The 21,407-nt window shown below is 68.1% G+C and carries 22 protein-coding genes; 7 read left to right on the forward strand and 15 right to left on the reverse strand.

What is annotated here, in order from left to right; translation table 11 throughout:
• Positions 1–5: 5 nt before the first annotated feature.
• A complete protein-coding gene (locus FHR97_RS00805; RefSeq protein ID WP_343065534.1) occupies positions 6–503 on the reverse strand; it encodes a LysR family transcriptional regulator substrate-binding protein in 498 nt (165 codons plus the stop codon).
• Positions 467–715, reverse strand: a complete 249-nt coding sequence (locus FHR97_RS20210; protein WP_246403639.1) for a helix-turn-helix domain-containing protein — start codon at positions 713–715, stop codon at positions 467–469. The genes FHR97_RS00805 and FHR97_RS20210 overlap by 37 nt, the downstream gene beginning before the upstream one ends.
• 87 nt (positions 716–802) lie before the next feature.
• Between FHR97_RS20210 and FHR97_RS00810 the strand changes: the two genes are divergently transcribed.
• Positions 803–1,966 carry an MFS transporter gene (locus FHR97_RS00810; RefSeq protein ID WP_183381878.1) on the forward strand — a complete coding sequence of 388 codons (1,164 nt, stop codon included), beginning with the start codon at positions 803–805 and terminating at the stop codon, positions 1,964–1,966.
• Here the strand turns inward: FHR97_RS00810 and msrA are convergent.
• On the reverse strand, positions 1,888–2,505 hold the full coding sequence (gene msrA, locus FHR97_RS00815; RefSeq protein ID WP_183381879.1) for a peptide-methionine (S)-S-oxide reductase MsrA: 618 nt from the start codon (positions 2,503–2,505) through the stop codon (positions 1,888–1,890). The two genes, FHR97_RS00810 and msrA, sit on opposite strands and share 79 nt — an antisense overlap.
• A 146-nt stretch (positions 2,506–2,651) precedes the next feature.
• On the opposite strand from msrA, the gene FHR97_RS00820 reads away from it, so the two are divergent.
• Both FHR97_RS00820 and FHR97_RS00825 read left to right on the forward strand, forming a co-directional pair.
• Positions 2,652–4,796, forward strand: coding sequence for an FAD-dependent oxidoreductase (locus tag FHR97_RS00820; protein ID WP_183381880.1), 2,145 nt, complete (start codon positions 2,652–2,654; stop codon positions 4,794–4,796).
• Between the two features lie 31 nt (positions 4,797–4,827).
• On the forward strand, positions 4,828–5,448 hold the full coding sequence (locus FHR97_RS00825) for a CDP-alcohol phosphatidyltransferase family protein (RefSeq protein ID WP_183381881.1): 621 nt from the start codon (positions 4,828–4,830) through the stop codon (positions 5,446–5,448).
• A gap of 97 nt (positions 5,449–5,545) precedes the next feature.
• Here the strand turns inward: FHR97_RS00825 and FHR97_RS00830 are convergent, their stop codons facing one another.
• Positions 5,546–6,028 carry an FKBP-type peptidyl-prolyl cis-trans isomerase gene (locus FHR97_RS00830; protein WP_183381882.1) on the reverse strand — a complete coding sequence of 161 codons (483 nt, stop codon included), beginning with the start codon at positions 6,026–6,028 and terminating at the stop codon, positions 5,546–5,548.
• A gap of 209 nt (positions 6,029–6,237) precedes the next feature.
• Between FHR97_RS00830 and FHR97_RS00835 the strand changes: the two genes are divergently transcribed.
• Complete coding sequence (locus tag FHR97_RS00835) at positions 6,238–6,519, forward strand: hypothetical protein (protein WP_183381883.1); 282 nt, start codon at positions 6,238–6,240, stop codon at positions 6,517–6,519.
• Positions 6,520–6,663: 144 nt separating this feature from the next.
• Here FHR97_RS00835 and FHR97_RS00840 read toward each other — a convergent pair whose 3' ends face one another.
• The 9 genes from FHR97_RS00840 to FHR97_RS00880 all read right to left on the reverse strand — a co-directional run bounded on the left by FHR97_RS00840 (position 6,664) and on the right by FHR97_RS00880 (position 15,817).
• Positions 6,664–7,131 carry an outer membrane lipoprotein gene (locus FHR97_RS00840; protein WP_183381884.1) on the reverse strand — a complete coding sequence of 156 codons (468 nt, stop codon included), beginning with the start codon at positions 7,129–7,131 and terminating at the stop codon, positions 6,664–6,666.
• A 173-nt stretch (positions 7,132–7,304) separates the two neighbouring features.
• Positions 7,305–8,903, reverse strand: a complete 1,599-nt coding sequence (locus FHR97_RS00845; protein WP_183381885.1) for an isocitrate lyase — start codon at positions 8,901–8,903, stop codon at positions 7,305–7,307.
• Positions 8,904–9,285: 382 nt separating this feature from the next.
• The gene (locus tag FHR97_RS00850) at positions 9,286–9,720 is read right to left on the reverse strand and encodes a GNAT family N-acetyltransferase (protein WP_246403640.1); all 435 of its coding nucleotides are present in this window, start codon (positions 9,718–9,720) and stop codon (positions 9,286–9,288) included.
• A gap of 103 nt (positions 9,721–9,823) precedes the next feature.
• Positions 9,824–10,999, reverse strand: coding sequence for a cupin domain-containing protein (locus FHR97_RS00855; protein ID WP_183381887.1), 1,176 nt, complete (start codon positions 10,997–10,999; stop codon positions 9,824–9,826).
• 239 nt (positions 11,000–11,238) lie between these two features.
• On the reverse strand, positions 11,239–12,618 hold the full coding sequence (purB, locus tag FHR97_RS00860; protein WP_183381888.1) for an adenylosuccinate lyase: 1,380 nt from the start codon (positions 12,616–12,618) through the stop codon (positions 11,239–11,241).
• Between the two features lie 35 nt (positions 12,619–12,653).
• The gene (hflD, locus tag FHR97_RS00865; RefSeq protein WP_183381889.1) at positions 12,654–13,295 is read right to left on the reverse strand and encodes a high frequency lysogenization protein HflD; all 642 of its coding nucleotides are present in this window, start codon (positions 13,293–13,295) and stop codon (positions 12,654–12,656) included.
• Positions 13,292–14,404, reverse strand: a complete 1,113-nt coding sequence (mnmA, locus tag FHR97_RS00870; RefSeq protein ID WP_183381890.1) for a tRNA 2-thiouridine(34) synthase MnmA — start codon at positions 14,402–14,404, stop codon at positions 13,292–13,294. The genes hflD and mnmA overlap by 4 nt, the downstream gene beginning before the upstream one ends.
• A 361-nt stretch (positions 14,405–14,765) precedes the next feature.
• Entirely contained in the window at positions 14,766–15,215 is a 450-nt protein-coding gene (locus tag FHR97_RS00875) for an NUDIX domain-containing protein (RefSeq protein ID WP_183381891.1), read from the reverse strand.
• Positions 15,212–15,817, reverse strand: a complete 606-nt coding sequence (locus FHR97_RS00880) for a pseudouridine synthase (RefSeq protein ID WP_183381892.1) — start codon at positions 15,815–15,817, stop codon at positions 15,212–15,214. The genes FHR97_RS00875 and FHR97_RS00880 overlap by 4 nt, the downstream gene beginning before the upstream one ends.
• Positions 15,818–15,935: 118 nt before the next feature.
• Here FHR97_RS00880 and icd point away from each other — a divergent pair, with 118 nt between their 5' ends.
• The 3 genes from icd (at position 15,936) to clpA (ending at position 20,146) form a co-directional block, all read left to right on the forward strand.
• On the forward strand, positions 15,936–17,192 hold the full coding sequence (gene icd / locus FHR97_RS00885; protein ID WP_183381893.1) for an NADP-dependent isocitrate dehydrogenase: 1,257 nt from the start codon (positions 15,936–15,938) through the stop codon (positions 17,190–17,192).
• A gap of 179 nt (positions 17,193–17,371) precedes the next feature.
• The gene (clpS, locus tag FHR97_RS00890) at positions 17,372–17,734 is read left to right on the forward strand and encodes an ATP-dependent Clp protease adapter ClpS (RefSeq protein WP_183381894.1); all 363 of its coding nucleotides are present in this window, start codon (positions 17,372–17,374) and stop codon (positions 17,732–17,734) included.
• Positions 17,735–17,869: 135 nt separating this feature from the next.
• Entirely contained in the window at positions 17,870–20,146 is a 2,277-nt protein-coding gene (gene clpA / locus FHR97_RS00895; protein WP_183381895.1) for an ATP-dependent Clp protease ATP-binding subunit ClpA, read from the forward strand.
• Between the two features lie 107 nt (positions 20,147–20,253).
• On the opposite strand, the gene infA is transcribed toward clpA, so the two are convergent.
• Complete coding sequence (gene infA / locus FHR97_RS00900; protein WP_013332816.1) at positions 20,254–20,472, reverse strand: translation initiation factor IF-1; 219 nt, start codon at positions 20,470–20,472, stop codon at positions 20,254–20,256.
• Positions 20,473–20,655: 183 nt separating this feature from the next.
• Complete coding sequence (locus tag FHR97_RS00905; protein ID WP_183381896.1) at positions 20,656–21,393, reverse strand: arginyltransferase; 738 nt, start codon at positions 21,391–21,393, stop codon at positions 20,656–20,658.
• Positions 21,394–21,407 lie beyond the last annotated feature (14 nt).

Raw genomic sequence — 21,407 nt, forward strand, 5'->3', positions numbered from 1 at the left:
GCGCCTCAGCGGTTGGCCAGCACGAAGTCGACGAAGGCCTGCTCGGCACGGGACAGGTAGGCGCCCTCGGCCCAGGCCAGGGACAGGTCGAGCCAGGCGGGCGGGTCGAAGGACACCGCCGCCAGCTCCGGTTCCTCCACCACCCGGCGCAGGAAGGTGGTGATCCCGAAGCCCCGGCGGACGATCGCCTTGGTCAGCGGGATCAGGTTCGACTCGAAGGCGACGTCGGCCTCGGCGCCCCGCTCCCGGGCCAGGGCGTCGACGAATTCCCGGTGGAAGTAGCCGTCCTGGAAGAGCACCAGCGGCTCGGCGAAGAAGGCCGTCGGCGGGACGCTCGTCCGGCCGGCGAAGGGGTGATCCCGGGGCACGCAGACCACCATCTCCTCCCGCACCAGGTGACGCCGTGTCAGGTGGCGGCTGGCGCCGTCGTCGATGACCACGCCGAGGTCCAGTTCGCCGGCGGCGATCATCTGCTGCAGGCGACGCGCCCCGGCCTCCACCACGGTGAGACGAAGGCCTCGCCCTCTGGGGTGAGGGGGATGCGTCGCTCATGGCGCTGGAACAGCGTCAGCCCCAGGCGACGCTCGAGGTTGGCGATGGTCTGGCTGACCGCGGACTGGGCCACGTGCCGCTCGCGGGCGGCCGCGCTGAAGCCGCCCCGGTCCACCACCGCGAGGAAGACCTCGAGGGTCCGCAGGTCGAAGGGTAGGGTCATAAGCCGAACCGATGGATGCTATCACTATCTTCTGTTTGGCTGATCATTGTGCGCCGGCGATCATGCGCTGCCAACCCGGAGGTGACCATGATCGACGTCCACAGCCGCGCCTGGTGGCGTGCCACCCTGGCGCTGTGCCTCGGCTCCTTTCTCGTCTTCATCAATCTCTACGTGCCGCAGCCGCTGCTGCCGTCCCTGCGTGAGGCCCATGGCGTCTCCACCCTGGCGGCCAACCTGGTCATGGCGGTCTCCACCCTGGCCCTGGCCGCGTCCTTGCTGGTCTTCGGCCCCCTGTCGGATGCCATCGGCCGCGCCGGGATCATGCGCGTCACCCTGCTGCTGTCCGCGGCCCTGTCGCTGGGCCTGGCCCTGGCGCCGAGTTTCGAGGTCCTGCTGGTGCTGCGCGCCCTGCAGGGCTTCGTGCTGGGTGGGCTGCCGGCGGTGGCGATCGCCTGGATGGGCGATGAGTTCGAGCCTCCGGCGCTGCTCCCGGCGGTGGGGCTGTATATCGGCGCGAACTCCCTGGGCGGCATCAGTGGGCGGGTGATCGGCGAGGCCGCCGGGGGGCTCGTCGCCCACCTGCGCAACCCCCGGCTCAGGGGAGCCTACCTGCTCGGCGGGTTGAACTTCCTGGTGTTCATCAACCAGTACAGCTATATCGCCTTCCGCCTGTCGGAGGCGCCCTTCGGGCTGGGGGCCCGCTGGCTGGGGCTGTTGTTTCTCACCTACCTGGGGGGCACCCTGGGCTCGAGCCTCTCGGGCCGGCTGTCGCGCCGGCTGTCGCCGCCGGCCTGCATGGCCCTGGGCACGCTGGTGTTGATGGGCGGGACCCTGATGACACTCGCCGGGTCGCTGGTGCTGATCCTGGCCGGGTTGACGGTCAATGCCTTCGGCTTCTTCCTGGCCCATTCCATGGCGTCCAGCTGGGTGGGGCGCCAGGCGACACGGGCCCGCGGCAGCGCCTCGGCCCTCTACCTGGTGTTCTACTACACGGGCGCGAGCCTCGGCGGGCTGTGGCTCGAGCCGTTCTGGCGCAGTACCGGCTGGCCGGGGGTCGTGCTGGGGTCCTGGCTGGTGCTGGGCCTGACGCTGTCGATCGCCCTGCGCCTGTGGCGCGACGAGCGGCGTAGCGGCGAAGGCCTCACCGGCTGTGCGACCGACTGCCCCGTGGCTCAGTGGCGACCGCTGGGTTCGGCCTCGTTGCCCCAGATCTCCTCGAGCCGCTCCGAGCGCCCGCAGGCCGACTTGTAGTAGTTGTAGCGCATCGAGTTCTCCTCGTAGAAGTTCTGGTGGTAGTCCCCGGCCGGGTAGAAGGCCTCGAAATCGATGATCTCGGTGGCGATGTCCCGGTCGAAGCGCTCGGCCACGGCCTGGTGGCTGGCCTCGGCGAGTTTCCGCTGACGTTCGTTCATGGGGAAGAGGGCGCTCTGGTAGGTGCGGCCCTCGTCGCAGAACTGGCGGTCCACGGCGAAGGGGTCGATGTTGCGCCAGAAGACGTGGAGCAGGGTGGCGTAGTCGACCGTATCGGGGTCGTAGTCGACCTTGACCACCTCGATATGGCCGGTGCCCCCGGCGGAGACCTGCTCGTAGGTCGGGTCTTCCACGTGGCCCCCGCTGAAGCCGGAGGTGGTCTCGACCACGCCCTCGACCTTGTCGTAGGCCTGTTCCATGCACCAGAAGCAGCCGCCGGCGAAGACGGCGCTCTCGGTCTCGGCGGCCAGGGCAGGGGATGTCAGAGCGGCGATGAGCAGGATAGTACCCCACCGGCGGCCAGTGGGCGTGCTGGTCATGGTGTTGCTCCCTGTCTGAAGGATGTAGATTCAATAGTCCGATGGAAGTGGGAATCCTTACAAGTCTGAACTGTAAGGATTCCGCTGTCGCCGCGACCGAAGGCGTTGTCCTGACCAGCGACCGGGTTCCACAGGGAGTGACCGAATTGACCAAGCGCCGCCTGATACTGCTCAGCCTCATCGCCCTCGCCTTCGCCGCCTTCTTCCTCTCCGGCGCCGATCAGGCGCTGACCCTGGACAACCTCAAGGCCGAGCAGGTCCGCTTCCAGGCCTGGCTGGCCGAGGACCCTGTCACGGTGGCCGGTGGCTTCTTCGTCATCTACGTGGTGATGGCGGCCCTGTCGCTGCCCGGCGCGACCCTGCTGACCCTGCTGGGTGGCGCCCTGTTCGGCTTCGGCTGGGGATTGCTGCTCATCTCCTTCGCGAGTTCCCTGGGCGCCACCCTGGCGGCGCTGATCGCCCGGACCCTGGCCCAGGAGCCGCTGGAGCGACGCTTCGCCACCCAGCTCGGGCGCATCAATGCCGGCATCCGTCGCGAGGGGGCCTTCTACCTCTTCACCCTGCGGCTGATCCCGCTGTTTCCGTTCTTCGTCATCAACCTGGTGATGGGCCTGACGCGGATGCCCCTGACCACCTTCTACTGGGTCAGCCAGCTGGGCATGCTGCCGGGCACCGCGGTCTACGTGAATGCCGGCCGCGAGCTGGGGGAGCTACAATCGCTGTCCGGCATCCTCTCGCCGGGCTTGATCGGGTCCTTCGTGCTGGTCGGGCTCTTCCCCTGGATCGCCCGGGGCCTGGTGGCTGTCGCCAAGCGCCGCCGGCTGGCCCGGCGCTTCGCCCGGCCGACCCGCTTCGGCCACGATATCGTGGTGATCGGCGGCGGTTCGGCGGGACTGGTGGCGAGCTACATCGCCGCCGCGGTCAAGGCGAAGGTGGTGCTGGTGGAGCGCGACAAGCTGGGGGGCGACTGCCTGAACACCGGCTGCGTGCCCTCCAAGGCGCTGATCCGGGCGGCCCGGGCCGCGGAGGAGATCCGTCGGGCGCCGCGCTACGGCGTCAGTGCCGGTGCGCCTGAGGTGGACTTCGCCGCGGTCATGGCGCATGTCCATGGCGCCATCCGCGAGGTCGAGCCCCACGACAGCCGGGAGCGCTACGAGGGCCTGGGGGTGGAGGTCCTCGAGGGCGAGGCGCGGCTGGAGGACCCCTGGCGGGTTCGGGTCGGCGAGCGAGTGCTCACCACCCGGCACGTGATCATCGCCAGCGGCGCCGCGCCCCGGGTCCCGCCCCTGCCGGGCCTGGAGGGGATCGAGGTATTGACCTCCGACAACCTCTGGCGGCTCGCGTCGCTGCCGGATCGCTTGCTGATCCTCGGTGGCGGTCCCATCGGTTGCGAGCTCGGCCAGAGTTTCGCGCGCCTGGGCAGCCGCGTCACCCTGGTGGAGATGGGCGGGCAGCTGCTCCCCCGGGAGGACCATGACGTGGCCGCCGAGATCGAGACGTGCCTGCACGCGGAAGGCGTCGAGGTACACCTGGGGCGTCGCGCCACGCGGGTGGTCGAGGTCGAGGGCGAGGGCGGTGGCCATGGCCTGGAGGTCGAGGATGGCGAGGTCACCACCATCCTGCCCTTCGACCGTCTGCTGGTGGCGGTGGGGCGCCAGGCCAACGTCGAGGGCCTGGGCCTGGAAGCGCTGGGGGTGGAGACCCGCCCCGACGGCACCCTGGCGGTGGATGGGACCCTGCAGTCGGTGCTGCCCAACGTCTGGGCCTGTGGCGATGTAACGGGGCCCTACCAGCTGACCCATGCCAGCGCCCATCAGGCCTGGCATGCTACCGTCAACGCCCTGTTCGGCGAGTTCAGGCGCTTCCGGGTCAGCTACCGGGCGTTGCCGGCGGTGACCTTCACCGAGCCCGAGGTGGCGCGTGTCGGCCTCAACGAGCGCGAGGCAATGGAGCAGGGCATCGCCTTCGAGGTGACGCACTACTCGCTCGCCGAGCTGGACCGTGCCATCGCCGATGGTCACCGGGAGGGCTTCGTCAAGATCCTCACCGTCCCGGGCAAGGATCGCCTCCTGGGGGCCACCCTGGTGGGGGTGGGGGCTGGGGAGATGCTGGCCGAGTTCACCCTGGCCATGACCCAGGGGATCGGCCTCAACAAGCTGCTCGGGACGATCCACCCCTATCCGACCCGCTCCGAGGCGGTCAAGGCCACCGCCGGCGTGTGGAAGAACGCGCACAAGCCGGAGCGCTTGCTGGGCTGGTTGGCCCGCTACTTCGCCTGGCGTCGGGGCTGAGCCCCGGTACTGCCCCGAGCGAGGAGATCCCATGCTCGACCGCTGGACCATGCCGTTGACCCAGAGACCCCTGCTGCGCCTGGCCCGCTGGCTGGCCGCCGCCGGCGTGCGCCCCGACCAGGTCACCCTGCTGGCCTTCCTGGTCGGCATGCTGGCATTGCCGCTGCTGGCCTGGGAGGCCTATGGCTGGGCCCTGGTGGCGGTCCTGATCAATCGGCTCGGCGACGGCCTGGACGGGGCCCTGGCTCGCCTCACCCGGCGGGCCAGTGACGCCGGGGGCTTTCTGGATATCGGCCTCGACTTCGTCTTCTACGCCGCGGTGGTGCTGGGCTTCGCCCTGGCCGACCCGGCCGCCAATGCGCTGGCCGCGGCGGTGTTGCTGTTCGCCTTCATTGGCACCGGCACCTCCTTCCTGGCCTTCGCGATCATGGCCGCCCGGCACGGGTTGGACCGGCCGCACTTCCCGCAGAAGGCCTTCTACTACCTGCATGGTCTCACCGAGGGCACCGAGACGGTGCTCGCCCTGGTGGCCTTCTGCCTGTGGCCCGCCCATTTCCCGGTGCTGTCCGGCGTCTTCGCGGCGGCCTGCCTGGTCACCACCGCAATGCGCCTGTGGGGCGGCTACGCCACCCTCAAGGCGTTGCCAGGGTAGGCCGGAGCGCCCGACATGAAAAAGGGGGCAGCCACTGGCTGCCCCCTTTTGCAACGAGGCGCGCGACCGGGCCGCGGCGCTCTGCCATGACGAGCGATCAGTGCTCGTCGCCGCCCTCGCCATGGACGTGACCGTGCTCGATCTCTTCCTGGCTGGCCTCGCGAACCTCGGCGATCTCGACGTCGAAGTTCAGGGTCTGGCCGGCCAGCGGGTGGTTGCCGTCGACGGTGACGGTGTCGCCCTCGACCTGGGTCACGGTGACCATCAGCGGGCCGCCCTGGGTCTGGGCCTGGAACTGCATGCCCGGCTCCACGTTCTCGACGCCCTGGAAGGCGTCGCGCGGAACTTCCTGTACCAGCTGCGGCTGGACTTCACCGTAGCCTTCCTCCGGCGCGACCGTGGCCTGGAGCTTGTCGCCTGCCGCACGACCTTCCATTTCCTTCTCGAGACCCGGAATGATGTTGCCGGCGCCGTGGAGATAGGTCAGCGGCTCGCGGCCTTCCGAGCTGTCCAGCACTTCACCTGCATCGTTGGTCAGGGTGTAGTGGAAGGCGACAACGGAATTCTGCGCAATCTGCATTGATGAACCTGTTGGTGAGTGCATGTAAGAGAGTATGGTAACGTGGCATCCGGGGAGCTGTCAGGGGCGAGGGACAATTTTCAGGTTGAAAATGCGTATCCTGAGCGATATTCACGACTCGCGGCGTGGTTGCGTGGCCCTCCCGGCAGGGATACCCTTGCAGGATTCGCTTTTCCCACCTGCCATCGATGTCCCTGCTGGAGACCGCCATGACCGTAACCCTGATCTGGCTGATCGCCTTCGCCGTGATCCTCTTCCTGTGCCTGTCCCGCTGGGAGGCCTCCGTCAGCGCGCTGTTGAGCAAGCTGCTGCCCGCGGTGCTGCGCAGCGAGGATGACCGCTGGGTGTGGAGCCCGGCCATTGCCGTGCTGGGGGCCACCGCCATCGTGCGTCCGGTGGACATGCTGCTGACCCTGATCCTCATCGGCCTGATCACCTGGGTCGTCGTCAAGCTGGGCGGCTGGGCGATGAACAAGGTCGACCTGCACTGAGGTCGACGGCCGGCGCCCCGGTGATCGTTCGATATTGGAAAAGGCCCGCGGAGTGATCCGCGGGCCTTTGTCGTCATGCCGTCCGGGCGGTGCGCGATCCGGTCGGCGCGACCCGGTCAGCGTGACCCGGTCAGCGTGACCCGGTCAGTAGGGCACCACGCTCACGCTGGAGCCGCTGCCGACCAGCCGTACCCGCTGGCCGACCTGGAAGGCCTGGTCGGCCTTCTGTACCACGACCACGCTCTGGCCGTTGTCTTGGCGGACCTCGATCTCCCAGGCGGGGATGCGGTTGGTGGATTCCTCGATCTTGCTGCCGGCCACGGCGCCGCCCAGCGCGCCCGCCACGGTGGCGAGCTGGCGCCCCGAGCCGCCGCCGACCTGGTTGCCGAGCAGGCCACCGATGACCGCGCCACCGCCGCCGCCGAGCAGGCCCCCGGCTCGGCTATCGGCCTGGATCTGCACCCGGCGCAGGGCGGTGATGGTGCCGAAGGTCACGCTCTGGGCGGCCTTGGCCTGGTTGCCGGTGTAGACGTTGCCCCCATAGGGCGCCGTGTTGGCACAGCCGGCCAGGGTCAGGGTGCCCAGGACCAGGGCGGGAAGAAGACGTTTCATGCAGGAACTCCTTGGCATCACGGGCGCGCCCTCTGAGTGGGGCGCCCTTCCGGTGGTGTCACGAGTCTAGCGAGGTGAGCGGGATTGGCCAACCGGTCGCCATCGCGTCCCGGAACGAAAAGGGGGAGGCTAGGCCTCCCCATGGGTTCCAGTCTCGTTGTCTTCGACGCCGATCAGCCGAACTGGTTCATGGTATTGTCCTTGCCGCCGGCCTTGAGCGCCGCCTCGCCGTGGAAGAACTCCTTGTGGTCGTCACCGATGTTGGAGCCGGCCATGTCCTGATGCTTGACGGTGGCGATACCCTCGCGGATCTCGCGGCGCTGGACGCCGGCCACGTAGGCCAGCATGCCTTCCTCGCCGAAGTAGCCCTTGGCCAGGTTATCGGTGGACAGGGCCGCGGTGTGGTAGGTCGGCAGGGTGATGAGGTGGTGGAAGATGCCGGCCTCGCGGGCGCCATCGCGCTGGAAGTTGCGGGTCCACTCGTCGGCCAGTGCCGCCAGCTCGGTGTCGTCGTACCTGGCGTTCATCAGGTCGGCGCGGTCGTAGGCGCTGAGGTCGCGGCCCTCCTGCTCCCAGGCGTCGAAGACTTGCTGGCGGAAGTTCAGGGTCCAGTTGAAGGACGGCGAGTTGTTGTAGACCAGCTTGGCGTCCGGGCAGACCTCGCGGATGCGGTTGACCATGCCGGCGATCTGGCCGACGTGGGGCTTCTCGGTCTCGATCCACAGCAGGTCGGCGCCGTTCTGCAGGCTGGTGATGCAGTCCAGCACCACCCGATCCTCGCCGGTGCCCGGCTTGAACTGGTAGAGCCCGGAGGCCAGGCGCTTGACCTTGACCAGCTTGCCGTTCTGCTTGATGACCACGTCGCCGTTGTCGATATCGGAGGCCGAGGTGATCTCGTCGCCGTCCAGGTAGCCGTTGTACTGGTCACCCAGGTCGTCGGGTTCCTTGGTCACGGCGATCTTCTGGGTCAGGCCGGCCCCCAGCGAGTCGGTACGGGCGACGATCACGCCGTCCTCCACGCCGAGCTCCAGGAAGGCATAGCGCACGGCGTTGATCTTGGCGATGAAGTCCTCGTGGGGCACGGTGACCTTGCCGGCCTGGTGACCGCACTGCTTCTCGTCGGAGACCTGGTTCTCGAGCTGGATGCAGCAGGCCCCGGCCTCGATCATCTTCTTGGCCAGCAGGTAGGTGGCCTCCGCATTGCCGAAGCCGGCGTCGATGTCGGCGATGATCGGCACCACATGGGTCTCGAAGTCGTCGATCCTGGCGATCAGCTCGTCGGCCTTGGCCGGGTCACCGGCGTTCCTGGCCGCTTCCAGGTCGCGGAACAGGTGGTTCAGCTCCCAGGTGTCGGCCTGGCGCAGGAAGGTGTAGAGCTCCTCGATCAGCGACGGCACGCTGGTCTTCTCGTGCATCGACTGGTCGGGCAGCGGGCCGAACTCGGAGCGCAGGGCGGCGACCATCCAGCCGGAGAGGTAGAGGTAGCGACGCTTGGTGGTGCCGAAATGCTTCTTGATGGAGATCAGCTTCTGCTGACCGATGAAGCCGTGCCAGCAGCCCAGCGACTGGGTGTACTGGGCGCTGTCGGCGTCGTAGGCGGCCATGTCGTCGCGCATGATCCTGGCGGTGTAGCGAGCGATGTCCAGGCCGGTCTGGAAGCGGTTCTGCAGCCGCAGGCGGGCCGCATGCTCGGGGTTGATGTTGTCCCACTTGCCGCGCTGGGCCTCGCGCAGCTGGGTCAGTGCCTGGAGTTCGTCTTTGAATGCTGCCATGGGGCCATCCTCTCGATCGCTGGGGTATCTCGTCTCGACGGCGTCACCGGGAGGCGGCGTCGTCACCGCTGGAATCGCCTGTTGCACCATTCGGCATGGCCTTATGCTGCACCTGCGAAGTCCTGTTAGGTTCGTAGAGTTCCCAGGGCCTGTCTCTAGGGCCTTGGTCGAACCCGGGCGAGTGGGGGAGCGGGGCCGCGACCACAGGCGACCTGCCCTGGCTCGGCGGCTCCCTCACGCGTCTTGGGATCCACTATGGCCCGGCATGGCGGGCGTGAACAATTGATCCTTGGGGGCAGGCAGCGTTGTAGCCCGACTACAGGAAGGTCGGGAAATAGGCTTTTCTTGTAGTCGGGTTCCCCCGGACGGGTGGCGGGAGGCCTCAGTCGCTCAGCCGGCGGACCATGTTGCGATGCGGGATGCCGGCCTCGAGAAAGACCTCGCCCTCGGCCCGAAAGCCCAGCCGCTCGTAGAAGGCGAGGGCATGGGTCTGGGCGGCGAGCTCGACCGCGGCGAAGCCCCGCCGGCGGGCGGCCTCGATGGCCGCCTCCATCAGGGCCACGCCGATGCCCAGGCCGCGGGCCGCTTCCAGCACGGCGACCCGGCCGATATGGCCATCGGGCAGCAGCCGGGCGGTGCCCACGGCGACGCCGTCGTGCCAGGCCAGGAAGTGCACGCAGTCCGGGTCGCGGCCGTCCCATTCCTCGTCCCGGGGGACGGCCTGTTCCTCGATAAAGACGATCCGGCGTATCTGGGTTGCCTCGGCGCCCAGCTCATCCCAGCCGCCCTCTTCAATGGCCAGCTCTGTCTCTTTCAATTCTCTTCTCCTGGCAAGACATTGTCTTCCTTGCTCCTTGCTCCTTGCTCCTTGCTCCTTGCTCCTTGCTCCTTGCTCCTTGCTCCTTGCTCCTTGCTCCTTGCTACTCCTCGAAATCATCTGCCCAGGCCAGGCTGCCGGCGTCGAGCAGGCGGGCGAGCACCCGGGGGGCCTCCTCATGGGCCAGCAGACCGGCGTCGAGAGGCGCGCCGTCGGCCAGGGCCCGGGCCAGGCCGACCGAGCAGGCCAGGCCGTCGCCATCGGCGAACAGCGTCGCCCGGTCGCCGCCCAGCGCGCGCCAGGCGAAGCGCGAGCCGGGGCTGCGCTCCAGCGGCTCGCCTGCCTGTAGGGCGGCGACAAGGGCATCGGGGGCGGTGGGGGTCTCGGCGGGCACCAGCTGGTCGACGTACTTGGGCTGGGTCATCACCCGGCCGAACCACTGGGCCAGCTGGTCCGGATCGTCGAGGGTCTCGAGGATCAGCGCGCGCATGCGCGCCAGCGACGCGTCGTCGAGCTCGGCCGGATCGGCGGGCGGCGCCATGCCGGCGTCGCCGTAGCGCCGGGAAGCCGGTAGCTGTTCGCCGATGTAGTCGGCGAAGGAGGTGATGGCCTCGTCGGCCGAGGGGGCGCGGAAGCCCACCGAGAAGGTCATGCAGTCCGCGGACTGGCTGACGCCATGGTGGGCCCAGGCCGGGGGCAGGTAGAGCATGTCGCCCGGCTCGAGGATCCAGTCCTGGCCGGCCTCGACCTCGAAGCGCTCGAGGATGCGCAGGTCGAGGCCGTCGAGGATCGCGGCGTCATCGGGGACCTGGCCGCCGAGCTGCCAGCGCCGCTGGCCGCTGGCCTGGAGCAGGAAGACGTCGTACTGGTCCACATGGGGGCCGACGCTGCCGCCGGGCGGTGCATAGCTGACCATGATGTCGTCGAGGCGCCAGCTCGGCAGGAAGTCGAAGGCCTCGAGCAGCGCGGCCACCTCGGGCACGTAGTGGTCCACCGCCTGCACCAGCAGGGTCCAGTCGCGCTCCGGCAGTCGGGCGAAGGTGGTATCACTGAAGGGGCCGTGGCTGACCTGCCAGGGGCCCTCGGGGCCGTGCTCCTCGACCAGGCGGGCCTCGATGTTCTCCTCGCAGGCCAGGCCCGCCAGTTCGTCGGGCTCGAGCGGGCTCTCGAAGTCGGGGAAGGCGCCGCGGATCAGCAGCGGCCGGCGCTGCCAGTGGTCGCGCAGGAAGTCGGCGGCGGTGAGGCCGCCGAGCAGGGTGAGGGGTTCGTCTGGTGACATGGACTCGCGCTCGCGAAGGGGTGAAACGGCGACAGGCGCCGTCTGGCGCCTGTCGGGATACTAGCATGTCGCTGCCCGGGGCAGCGGGGGGAGCGGCTGTTCCGGGGACAGGTCTGTGCGAGGGCGCTGTGAACCCTTCCCTGGGCGTTACCTTTGCCATCCATGGCAAAGGACCCTCTCAAGACCTGTCCCCGGCGCCGCTCACCATCGCCGCCAGCTTCCGGCTTCCAGCTTCCGGCTTACAGCCGGCGCGCCTGTTCCTCGGCATTGCCGATATAGGTGGCCGGGGTCAGCGCCTTGAGTTCGTCCCTGACCTCGGCGGGCAGCTCCAGGGTGTCGATAAAGGCGGCGAAGCCGGCCTGGTCGATGCGCTTGCCGCGGGTCAGCTCCTTGAGCTTCTCGTAGGGCTTCTCGATACCGTAGCGGCGCATCACCGTCTGGATCGGCTCGGCCAGCACCTCCCAGCTGTTGTCGAGGTCCTCGGCCAGGCGCGCCGGGTTGGCCTCGAGCTTGCCGATGCCCTTCAGCGAGGCCTGGTAGGCGATCAGGCCGTAGGCCAGGCCGACGCCCAGGTTGCGCAGCACCGTGGAGTCGGTCAGATCGCGCTGCCAGCGGGAGATCGGCAGCTTCTCGGCCAGGTGGCCGAGCACGGCGCTGGCGAGCCCCAGATTGCCTTCGGAGTTCTCGAAGTCGATCGGGTTGACCTTGTGGGGCATGGTGGAGGAGCCGATCTCGCCGGCCACGGTGCGCTGCTTGAAGTAGCCCAGCGAGATGTAGCCCCAGACGTCGCGGTCGAAGTCGATCAGCACGGTGTTGAAGCGGCAGATGGCGTCGAACAGCTCGGCGATGTAGTCGTGGGGCTCGATCTGGGTGGTATAGGGGTTGAAGGTCAGGCCCAGGCCCTCGACGAAGGTTCGGGCATTGGCCTCCCAGTCGACCTCCGGGTAGGTCGCCAGGTGGGCATTGTAGTTGCCCACGGCGCCGTTGATCTTGCCGAGGATCTCCACGGCCTCGATCTGCCTGAGCTGGCGGCGCAGGCGGTAGGCGACGTTGGCCATCTCCTTGCCCAGGGTGGTGGGGCTCGCCGTCTGGCCGTGGGTGCGCGAGAGCATCGGCTGGGCGGCCTGTTCCTCGGCCAGGCGGGCCACTTCGTCGGCCACCTGGTGCATCATCGGCAGCAGGGCGCCGAGGCCCTCCCGCAGCATCAGGCCGTGGGACAGGTTGTTGATGTCCTCGCTGGTGCAGGCGAAGTGCACGAACTCGGTGATGGCGTGCAGCTCCGGCTGGTCGGCGATGCGCTCCTTGATGAAGTACTCCACCGCCTTGACGTCATGGTTAGTGGTGCGCTCGATCTCCTTGATGCGCTCGGCATCGGCCACCGAGAAGTCGCGCACCAGGGCGTCCAGGGCCGCGGTGGCCTCGGCGGAGAGCGGCGGTACCTCGGTGATCTGGGGGTGGCCGGCGAGGCGCTGCAGCCAGCGGGCCTCGACGGTGACCCGGGCACGGATCAGCCCGAACTCGCTGAAGTGCTCGCGCAGGGCCTCGGCCTTGCTGCCGTAGCGGCCGTCGACGGGGGAAAGGGCGGTGAGGGCGGTCAAGGGGAGAGACGTGGGCTGCATGGGCTCGTGTTCCGGATGGGCGTGAAGGGAAAGGTTCAGTTCAGGGTGTCGAGGGTCTTCTTGAGGGTGCCCCGCTGGAAGACCAGCTTCCAGCGGCGTCCCCCTTGCTGGTGCCAGAGCAGGGCGAAGCGGATGCCGGCGAGCAGGCAGGCGCGGACTCGCTCGGGCATCATGCGACTCTGCAGCAGCGAGGGGTCGCCCTGGACGACGATGCGTGTCTTGAAGGTCGAGATCGTCTCCTGGTAGGCCTCGCCGAGGCTGGCGATGACGTTCTCGTGGGTCTCGCCGAAGTGCTCGGCCTGGCCCTGGATGCGTGTGAGGCGTCGGCCCAGCTCGTCCATCATGTCGTCGTTGCCGCGCAGCTTGCTCATCAGCATCAGCAGCGAGAAGCCGTAGCGCATCACCACCGGGTTCGCCTGGCGGCGGCCCAGCACGCTCTCGAGGATCTCGAGTCCGCGGCGCAGGTTGTTGGGGTGGCCGCCGTAGATGGCCTCGAAGCTCGACGGCTGGGTGTCCAGGGTGGCATGGATCAGGGTGTCCCAGGCGCGCTGGTCGACCTGGCCGGTGCGGGCCAGCTCGTCGACCAGGCTGGCGGCCTGGAAGACGCCGGCCAGCGCCAGGGTCTGGCGGGCCGCCGGGGTCTCCGGGGCGCGGTGGATCGGCGTGGTGCCGTTCATCGGCGGGCCTCCGGGGCGTTCCAGGTGTCACGGATCACGCCGCCGCCCAGGCAGACGTCTCCGTCATAGAGCACCAGCGACTGGCCCGGCGTCACCGCCCGCTGGGGGGCGTCGAAGCGGACCTCGACGCCGCCGTCGGCGTTGACCCGCATCTGGCAGGGCACGTCGGCCTGGCGATAGCGGGTCTTGGCGGTGAGGCGCCCCTCGCGGGCCGGTGGCTCGCCGGCCACCCAATCCATGGCCTCGGTGGCCAGGCTGTCGGTGTAGAGCAGCGGGTGATGCTTGCCCTGGACGGCGATCAGCACGTTGCGCTCGAGGTCCTTGCCGGCCACGTACCAGGGCGCGTCCGGGTAGTCGGCCAGGCCGCCGATGCCGAGCCCCTGGCGCTGGCCCAGGGTGTGGTACATCAGCCCCATATGCTCGCCGATCACGTCGCCGTCCGGGGTCTCGATGGTGCCGGGCTGGGCCGGCAGGTACTGCTTCAGGAAGTCGCGGAAGCGTCGCTCGCCGATGAAGCAGATGCCGGTCGAATCCTTCTTGCTGGCCGTCACCAGGTCGTGGCGCTCGGCGAGGGCGCGGACCTCGGGCTTCTCCAGCTCGCCCACCGGGAAGAGGGTGCGGGCGATGGCGGCCTCGGGGACGGCATGCAGGAAGTAGCTCTGGTCCTTGTTGGCATCACGCCCCTTGAGCAGCCGTGGCCGGCCGTTGCGCACCGCCTCGCGCACATAGTGGCCGGTGGCGATCCGCTCGGCGCCGAGCATCTCGGCGTACTCGAGGAACACCTTGAACTTGATCTCGCGATTGCAGAGGATGTCCGGGTTCGGGGTGCGGCCGGCCCGGTACTCGGCGAGGAAGTGCTCGAAGACGCTGTCCCAGTACTCGGCGGCGAAGTTCGCGGTGTGCAGGGGGATGCCGAGTCTGGCGCACACGGCCTCGGCGTCCGCCAGGTCGGCCTTGGCGGTGCAGTACTCGGTGCCGTCGTCCTCGTCCCAGTTTTTCATGAACAGGCCTTCGACCTCGTAGCCCTGCTCGAGCAGCAGCAGGGCGGATACGGAGGAGTCGACACCGCCGGACATGCCGACGATGACCTTGCCTTGGGTGGCTGTCATGGCGTTCTCGGATTGGATGGGTCGCAAATGGGCGGGGATTATACCCGATATCGGCACGATGCTTCGAGTGCTCCTGACCCCCAGCGTAGGGCTAGGGCGGTTAGCTGTGTCGCTCGGGGCGGATCCGGCGACAGGTCTTCGAGGAGGCGCTGTAAACCCTTCCTTGGGCGCTACCGACGCCCTGCGGCGCTCTCGCGTCCCGCTCCGCTTGCAGGTCCGGTGCTGGCCATCCATGGCCAGCCCGTTCGGAGCCGTGCTCCTCACCCATGGCGTAGGACCTCCTCTCCGACCTGTCCCCGGTGCCCCTCGTCATATCCAACTGCGATAGCCCTGGACTCCGGCGTCGCGATTTGCTGGGGGATCAGCGCTCGTGCAGCACGTCCATGGGGAAGGTGCGCCCGGCCAGGGCGTCACGCAGTCGGCGCATCACCAGGGGGCTGCGCAGCCGGTCCTCCCGTTCCAGGGTCTCCAACTCCTCGAGGGTCAGCCAGTGCACGGCGTGGATCGCCGGGTCCAGGGCGTTGCCGAGGTGGGCCAGGGCCATGCCGAAGAAGGCGTGGCTATGAAAGGTCTTGCCGTCCGGGGCCTGGAAGACATAGAGGCCCAGGTAGTCGGTGATGCCCACCTGCCAGGCGGTCTCCTCGCGCAGCTCGCGCAGGGCGGCGTCGCGGATGCGCTCGCCGGGCTCCAGGTGGCCGGCGGGCTGGTTGAACTGGGTGCGGGGACCGCCGCGGTCCTCCTCCACCATCAGGTAGCGGCCGGCGCGCTCCACCACGGTGGCGACGGTGACGAAGGGGTGCCAGCGGTTCATGGGCGTTTCCTCGGCGGGCGGCGGCGCTGGGCCGGTGGCTTGGGGGCATGCAGGGTCTCGCGGCGCCACTCGCCGGGGGCCAGGCCGTCGAGCCGCCAGGGGCCGATGGCGACCCGCACCAGGCGCAGGGTGGGAAAGCCGACGTGGGCGGTCATGCGCCTCACCTGGCGATTGCGGCCCTCTTCGATCGTCAGCTCCAGCCAGGTGGTGAGCGGGTGGCGCCGGGGGTCCAGCGGCGGGTCCCGCTCCGGCAGGCCGCTCGCGTCGAGGCGGCGGACCCTGGCCGGCCGGGTGAGGCCGTCCTTGAGCTCGACGCCGTCCCGCAGCGCCCGCAGGGCCGCCTCGTCGGGCGCGCCCTCCACCTGGACCCGGTAGGTCTTGGGCTGCTTGTGGCGCGGGTGGGCGATGCGATGGATCAGCTCGCCGTCATCGGAGAGCAACAGCAGGCCCTCCGAGTCGTGGTCCAGGCGCCCGGCGGGATAGATGCCCGGCACGTCGATGACGTCGGCCAGGGTCGCCCGACGCTCGCCCGTCGCCGCGGCACGGTCGGTGAACTGGGAGAGCATGCGGTAGGGCTTGTGCAGGAGATAGAGGGCGCTCATTCGACCAATGTCTTGCTACCATGGATTGTCGACAAATACCCGGCCAAGCCTACTCCGAGCCGTGGGGTGAATGCTATACTCCGCGCTCCACTGAACAGACCAGACAGGGGAGTTCTCAATGGGGTTCCAGAAAATTGTCGTTCCCGAAGGCGGCACCAAGATCACCGTCAACACCGACAACACCCTGAACGTGCCGAATGAGCCGGTCATCCCGTTCATCGAGGGTGACGGTATCGGGATCGACGTGACGCCGGCCATGAAGATCGCCATCGATTCCGCCGTGCAGAAGGCCTACAACGGCGAGCGCAAGATCCACTGGATGGAGGTCTACGCCGGCGAGAAGGCCACCCAGGTCTACGACGCCGACACCTGGCTGCCGGAAGAGACCCTCGAAGCGGTCAAGGACTACGTGGTCTCCATCAAGGGCCCGCTGACCACCCCGGTGGGCGGTGGCATCCGCTCCCTGAATGTCGCCCTGCGCCAGAAGCTCGACCTCTACGTGTGCCAGCGTCCGGTGCGCTGGTTCGAGGGCGTGCCGAGCCCGGTGAAGAAGCCCGGTGACGTCGACATGGTGATCTTCCGCGAGAACTCCGAGGACATCTATGCCGGCGTCGAGTGGAAGGCCGGCACCCCGGAAGCCGACAAGGTGATCAAGTTCCTGCGCGAGGAAATGGGCGTCACCAACATCCGCTTCCCCGAGATGTGCGGCATCGGCGTCAAGCCGGTCTCCGAGGAAGGCACCAAGCGCCTGGTGCGCCAGGCCATCCAGTACGCGGTGGACAACGACCGCGCCTCGGTGACCCTGGTGCACAAGGGCAACATCATGAAGTTCACCGAGGGGGCCTTCAAGGACTGGGGCTATGAGATCGCCAAGGACGAGTTCGGCGCCGAGCCGCTCGACGGCGGCCCCTGGATGACCTTCAAGAACCCCAGGACCGGCAAGGACATCGTGGTCAAGGACGTGATCGCCGACGCCATGCTGCAGCAGATCCTGCTGCGTCCGGCCGAGTACGACGTCATCGCCACCCTGAACCTCAACGGTGACTACATCTCCGACGCCCTGGCCGCGGAAGTCGGCGGCATCGGCATCGCGCCGGGCGCCAACCTGTCCGACGCCGTGGCCATGTTCGAGGCGACCCACGGCACCGCGCCCAAGTACGCCGGCCAGGACAAGGTCAACCCGGGCTCGCTGATCCTCTCCGCCGAGATGATGCTGCGCCACATGGGCTGGGTCGAGGCCGCCGACCTGGTGCTCAAGGGCATGGAGAAGGCCATCTCCAAGGGCGAGGTCACCTATGACTTCCATCGCCAGATGGAAAACGCCACCCTGTTCAAGTGCTCCGAGTTCGGCCAGGCCGTCGCCGACAACATGTAACGTCCGGCGCCGCGACCTGGGCCCCCGTCCGCCTGGCGGACGGGGGCCCTTTTGCGTCCTGGCCGCCCCGGCGTGAACCCTGTCGCGCCAGAGGCGTCCAATCACGGTTGAGACGCTCCGCGGTGCTTGGCTTGTCGATATCGATAGTGATGCTTATGTTCAAGAGAAAGGAGGAGGGCATGGTGGACCGTCTCGCTGTGCCCCGAGCCGGGATGACGCGTCCCTCGGGGCCTGAGGAGGAAGGCGACGACGACCTGGCGGTCCAGGCGTCGGAGCCGGAGCTGGCGCAGCCGCCGATGTACAAGGTAGTGCTGCACAACGACGACTTCACACCCATGGAGTTCGTCGTGGAGGTCCTGCAGAGCTTCTTCAACATGGACAACGAGACCGCGGTGCAGGTGATGCTGGCCGTGCATACCCAGGGCAAGGCCACCTGTGGCGTCTTCACCCGCGACATCGCGGAAACCAAGAGTCATCAAGTCAATCAATATGCACGAGAGTGCCAGCATCCGTTGCTGTGCGACATCGAGGCAACGGATTGACCGTCGGCATGGTCGAAGGGAGGACTGGCGTGCGTTGGCGGGGTGACTTGCAACGCCGTCGTTTGTACCCGATGTTGATGATGCCGGGCCGAGTTAGATCCGACGCAAGCCCTAAGCGGCGAGAAGGGGACTGCCATGCTGAGCAAAGAACTTGAACTGACCCTGAACACGGCCTTCACCGTGGCACGCTCCAAGCGCCACGAGTTCATGACCGTGGAGCACCTGCTGCTGGCGCTGCTCGACAATGCCTCGGCGGCCGATGTGCTGCGTGCCTGCGGGGCCAACCTCGACAAGCTGCGGTCCGACCTGCAGGATTTCATCAATTCCACCACGCCGCTGATTCCCGAGGACCAGGGCGACCGCGAGACCCAGCCGACCCTGGGCTTCCAGCGGGTCCTGCAGCGCGCCGTCTTCCACGTGCAGTCCTCCGGCAAGAGCGAGGTCACCGGGGCCAACGTGCTGGTGGCGATCTTCTCCGAGCAGGAGAGCCAGGCCGTCTACTTCCTCAAGCAGCAGAACGTGGCCCGGGTGGACGCCGTCAACTATATCGCCCACGGCATCTCCAAGGTGTCCGGTCACGGCCAGAGCCCCAGTTCCCCGTCTCCCGAGGCGGAGGATGCCGAGGAGGCGGGCGGCGAGCCCGGCGGCAATCCGCTCACCGGCTACGCCACCAACCTCAACGAGCAGGCGCGGATGGGCAAGATCGATCCGCTGATCGGGCGTGACCACGAGCTCGAGCGGGTGGTGCAGATCCTCGCCCGGCGGCGCAAGAACAACCCCCTGCTGGTCGGCGAGGCCGGCGTCGGCAAGACCGCCATCGCCGAGGGGCTGGCCAAGCGCGTCGTCGAGGAGGACGTGCCCGAAGTGATCGGCGACGCCGTCGTCTACTCGCTGGACATGGGCGCGCTGCTGGCCGGCACCAAGTACCGCGGTGACTTCGAGAAGCGTCTCAAGAGCCTGCTGGCCGAACTGCGCAAGCAGCCCAATGCCATCCTGTTCATCGACGAGATCCACACGGTGATCGGTGCCGGGGCGGCCTCCGGCGGGGTGATGGACGCCTCCAACCTGCTCAAGCCGCTGCTGTCCTCCGGCGAGCTGCGCTGCATCGGCTCCACTACCTTCCACGAGTTCCGCGGCATCTTCGAGAAGGACCGGGCGCTCGCCCGTCGCTTCCAGAAGGTCGATGTCATGGCGCCCTCGGTGGAGGACACCATCCGCATCCTCAAGGGGCTGCGCTCGCGCTTCGAGGAGCACCATCGCCTCAAGTACACCGATGCGGCTCTCGAGAGCGCCTCGCGGCTGGCGGATCGCTATATCAATGACCGCCACCTGCCCGACAAGGCCATCGACGTGATCGACGAGGCCGGGGCCCATCAGCGGCTGCTGCCGCCGGAGGTGCGGGTCGACACCATCGACGTCGACCAGGTCGAGGCGGTGGTCGCCTCCATCGCGCGGATCCCGCCGAAGAGCGTGTCCAGCTCCGATCGCAAGCTGCTGGCCAACATCGACCGCGACCTCAAGATGCTGGTGTTCGGCCAGGACGAGGCCATCGACAGCCTGGCGGCGGCCATCAAGCTGTCCCGGGCGGGCCTCAAGTCGCCGGACAAGCCGGTGGGCAGCTTCCTGTTCGCCGGTCCCACCGGGGTCGGCAAGACCGAGGTTGCCCGCCAGCTGGCGCATATCATGGGCATCGACCTGGTGCGCTTCGACATGTCCGAGTACATGGAACGCCACACCGTGTCGCGGCTGATCGGTGCGCCCCCGGGCTACGTCGGCTACGACCAAGGCGGCCTGCTCACCGAGGCGATCACCAAGCAGCCCCACTGCGTGCTGCTGCTCGACGAGGTCGAGAAGGCCCATCCGGAGGTCTTCAACCTGCTGCTGCAGGTGATGGACCACGGTCGCCTGACCGACAACAACGGCCGGGAGGCGGACTTCCGTCACGTGATCCTGATCATGACCTCCAATGCCGGGGTCGAGCAGGCCACGCGGCGTTCCATCGGCTTCCAGACCCAGGATCACTCCACCGATGCCATGGAGGTCATCCGCAAGACCTTCTCGCCGGAGTTCCGCAACCGCCTGGACGGCATCATCCAGTTCCATGCCCTGCCCACCGAGGTGGTGCGCAACGTGGTCGACAAGTTCCTGATCGAGCTCCAGGCGCAGCTGGACGAGAAGCGCGTGCAGCTCGACGTGGACGAGGCCGCCCGGGACTGGCTGGCCGAGAAGGGCTACGATCCGGACATGGGGGCAAGGCCCATGGCGCGGCTGATCCAGGAGAAGCTCAAGAAGCCGCTGGCCGAGCTGATCCTCTTCGGCGAGCTGGCCGAGCATGGCGGGGTGGTGCACGTCAGCGTCGAGGACGGCGAGTTGCACCTGGCCTCGGAGTCGGAGCTGGCCGACGCGCCCTGATCACGGCGCGTCAACCGCTCCCATGAACACAGCGCCCTGTCTGCGGACGGGGCGTTGTTCGTCTGGGGAGGCGCGATCGGTAGGTGGGCCGGCGGGCCCGGCAGGGCTCAGCGGGAGCGGTAGACGATGCGGCCCTTGGACAGGTCATAGGGAGTCAGCTCGACCTTGACCTTGTCGCCGGTGAGGATACGGATGTAGTTCTTGCGCATCTTGCCCGAGATATGGGCGGTCACCACGTGGCCGTTCTCGAGTTCGACCCGGAACATGGTGTTGGGCAGCGTGTCGACGACGACGCCTTCCATTTCGATATGGTCTTCGCGTGCCATATAGGCGATTCCTCGCTGGTGATAACGAAAGAAGAACGGCACGTGCTGCGGTGCGTCCGCCCGTGCCGATCAGGATAGCGCGATATTGTGCCGCATGCCGGTCGTCAAGGCAAAAAGGAGTGCCGGTCGGGGAGCGTGGGTAGGCCATCGCTCCTTTCGAACCCGCGGTGGTGGGACAGGCGCTCAGCTGGGGATCAGGCGACGCCAATGGCGTCCCTCGAGCATTTCCAGGGGCTGGAAGGCCTGCTTGTAGGCCATCTTGCGGCACTCGCGGATCCAGTAGCCCAGGTAGACATGGGGCAGGCCCAGTTGGCGGGCGCGCTCGACCAGGCTGAGCACGGCGTAGGTGCCCAGCGAGCGGCGCTCGAAGGCCTCGTCAGGGTCGAAGAAGGTGTAGATGGCCGAGAGGCCGTGCTCCAGCTGGTCGAAGGCCGAGACGGCCAGCAGGCGGCCCTCGAGGCGCAGCTCCAGCAGGCGCGCATAGTCCTGGTCCAGGGTCAGGAAGGTGCGGTACTGCTCATGGCTCGGCGGGTACATGTCGCCGTCGCTGTGACGGGTACGGATGTACCGCGCATAGAGGGCATAGTGTTCGGCATCGAAGAGCGCGGGACGCACCCGCAGCTCGAGGTCCGCATTGCGACGGACCAGCTTGCGCTGGGTGCGGTTGGGGGCGAAGTCGGCCACCGGGATGCGCACGGAAATGCAGGCACTGCAGCCCTCGCAATGGGGACGGTAGAGATGCCGGCCGCTGCGGCGAAAGCCCAGCAGGGCGAGGGCGTCGTAGACGCCCCCGCCCGGCGACTCCTGGGGGTCGAGAAACAGCGTCGTCGCCTCGCGTCCCGCCAGGTAGCTGCAGGCGTGCGGCACGGTCAGGAAGAACCGCAGGTCGCGTATCGGCTGCCGGGGAGTGTTGCTGCTCAAGGCTGCCGTCTCCT

Source organism: Halomonas stenophila (assembly GCF_014192275.1).
GTDB classification, from domain to species: Bacteria; Pseudomonadota; Gammaproteobacteria; order Pseudomonadales; family Halomonadaceae; genus Halomonas; species Halomonas stenophila.

What these genes read in the sequence shown, in the direction of transcription:
- FHR97_RS20210 (WP_246403639.1), bottom strand. Translation starts at nt 715, where the DNA reads ATGACCCTACCCTTCGACCTGCGGACCCTCGAGGTCTTCCTCGCGGTG.
- FHR97_RS00810 (WP_183381878.1), top strand. Translation starts at nt 803, where the DNA reads ATGATCGACGTCCACAGCCGCGCCTGGTGGCGTGCCACCCTGGCGCTG.
- msrA (WP_183381879.1), bottom strand. Translation starts at nt 2,505, where the DNA reads ATGACCAGCACGCCCACTGGCCGCCGGTGGGGTACTATCCTGCTCATC.
- FHR97_RS00825 (WP_183381881.1), top strand. Translation starts at nt 4,828, where the DNA reads ATGCTCGACCGCTGGACCATGCCGTTGACCCAGAGACCCCTGCTGCGC.
- FHR97_RS00830 (WP_183381882.1), bottom strand. Translation starts at nt 6,028, where the DNA reads ATGCAGATTGCGCAGAATTCCGTTGTCGCCTTCCACTACACCCTGACC.
- FHR97_RS00835 (WP_183381883.1), top strand. Translation starts at nt 6,238, where the DNA reads ATGACCGTAACCCTGATCTGGCTGATCGCCTTCGCCGTGATCCTCTTC.
- FHR97_RS00840 (WP_183381884.1), bottom strand. Translation starts at nt 7,131, where the DNA reads ATGAAACGTCTTCTTCCCGCCCTGGTCCTGGGCACCCTGACCCTGGCC.
- FHR97_RS00845 (WP_183381885.1), bottom strand. Translation starts at nt 8,903, where the DNA reads ATGGCAGCATTCAAAGACGAACTCCAGGCACTGACCCAGCTGCGCGAG.
- FHR97_RS00855 (WP_183381887.1), bottom strand. Translation starts at nt 10,999, where the DNA reads ATGTCACCAGACGAACCCCTCACCCTGCTCGGCGGCCTCACCGCCGCC.
- purB (WP_183381888.1), bottom strand. Translation starts at nt 12,618, where the DNA reads ATGCAGCCCACGTCTCTCCCCTTGACCGCCCTCACCGCCCTTTCCCCC.
- hflD (WP_183381889.1), bottom strand. Translation starts at nt 13,295, where the DNA reads ATGAACGGCACCACGCCGATCCACCGCGCCCCGGAGACCCCGGCGGCC.
- mnmA (WP_183381890.1), bottom strand. Translation starts at nt 14,404, where the DNA reads ATGACAGCCACCCAAGGCAAGGTCATCGTCGGCATGTCCGGCGGTGTC.
- FHR97_RS00875 (WP_183381891.1), bottom strand. Translation starts at nt 15,215, where the DNA reads ATGAACCGCTGGCACCCCTTCGTCACCGTCGCCACCGTGGTGGAGCGC.
- FHR97_RS00880 (WP_183381892.1), bottom strand. Translation starts at nt 15,817, where the DNA reads ATGAGCGCCCTCTATCTCCTGCACAAGCCCTACCGCATGCTCTCCCAG.
- icd (WP_183381893.1), top strand. Translation starts at nt 15,936, where the DNA reads ATGGGGTTCCAGAAAATTGTCGTTCCCGAAGGCGGCACCAAGATCACC.
- clpS (WP_183381894.1), top strand. Translation starts at nt 17,372, where the DNA reads ATGGTGGACCGTCTCGCTGTGCCCCGAGCCGGGATGACGCGTCCCTCG.
- clpA (WP_183381895.1), top strand. Translation starts at nt 17,870, where the DNA reads ATGCTGAGCAAAGAACTTGAACTGACCCTGAACACGGCCTTCACCGTG.
- infA (WP_013332816.1), bottom strand. Translation starts at nt 20,472, where the DNA reads ATGGCACGCGAAGACCATATCGAAATGGAAGGCGTCGTCGTCGACACG.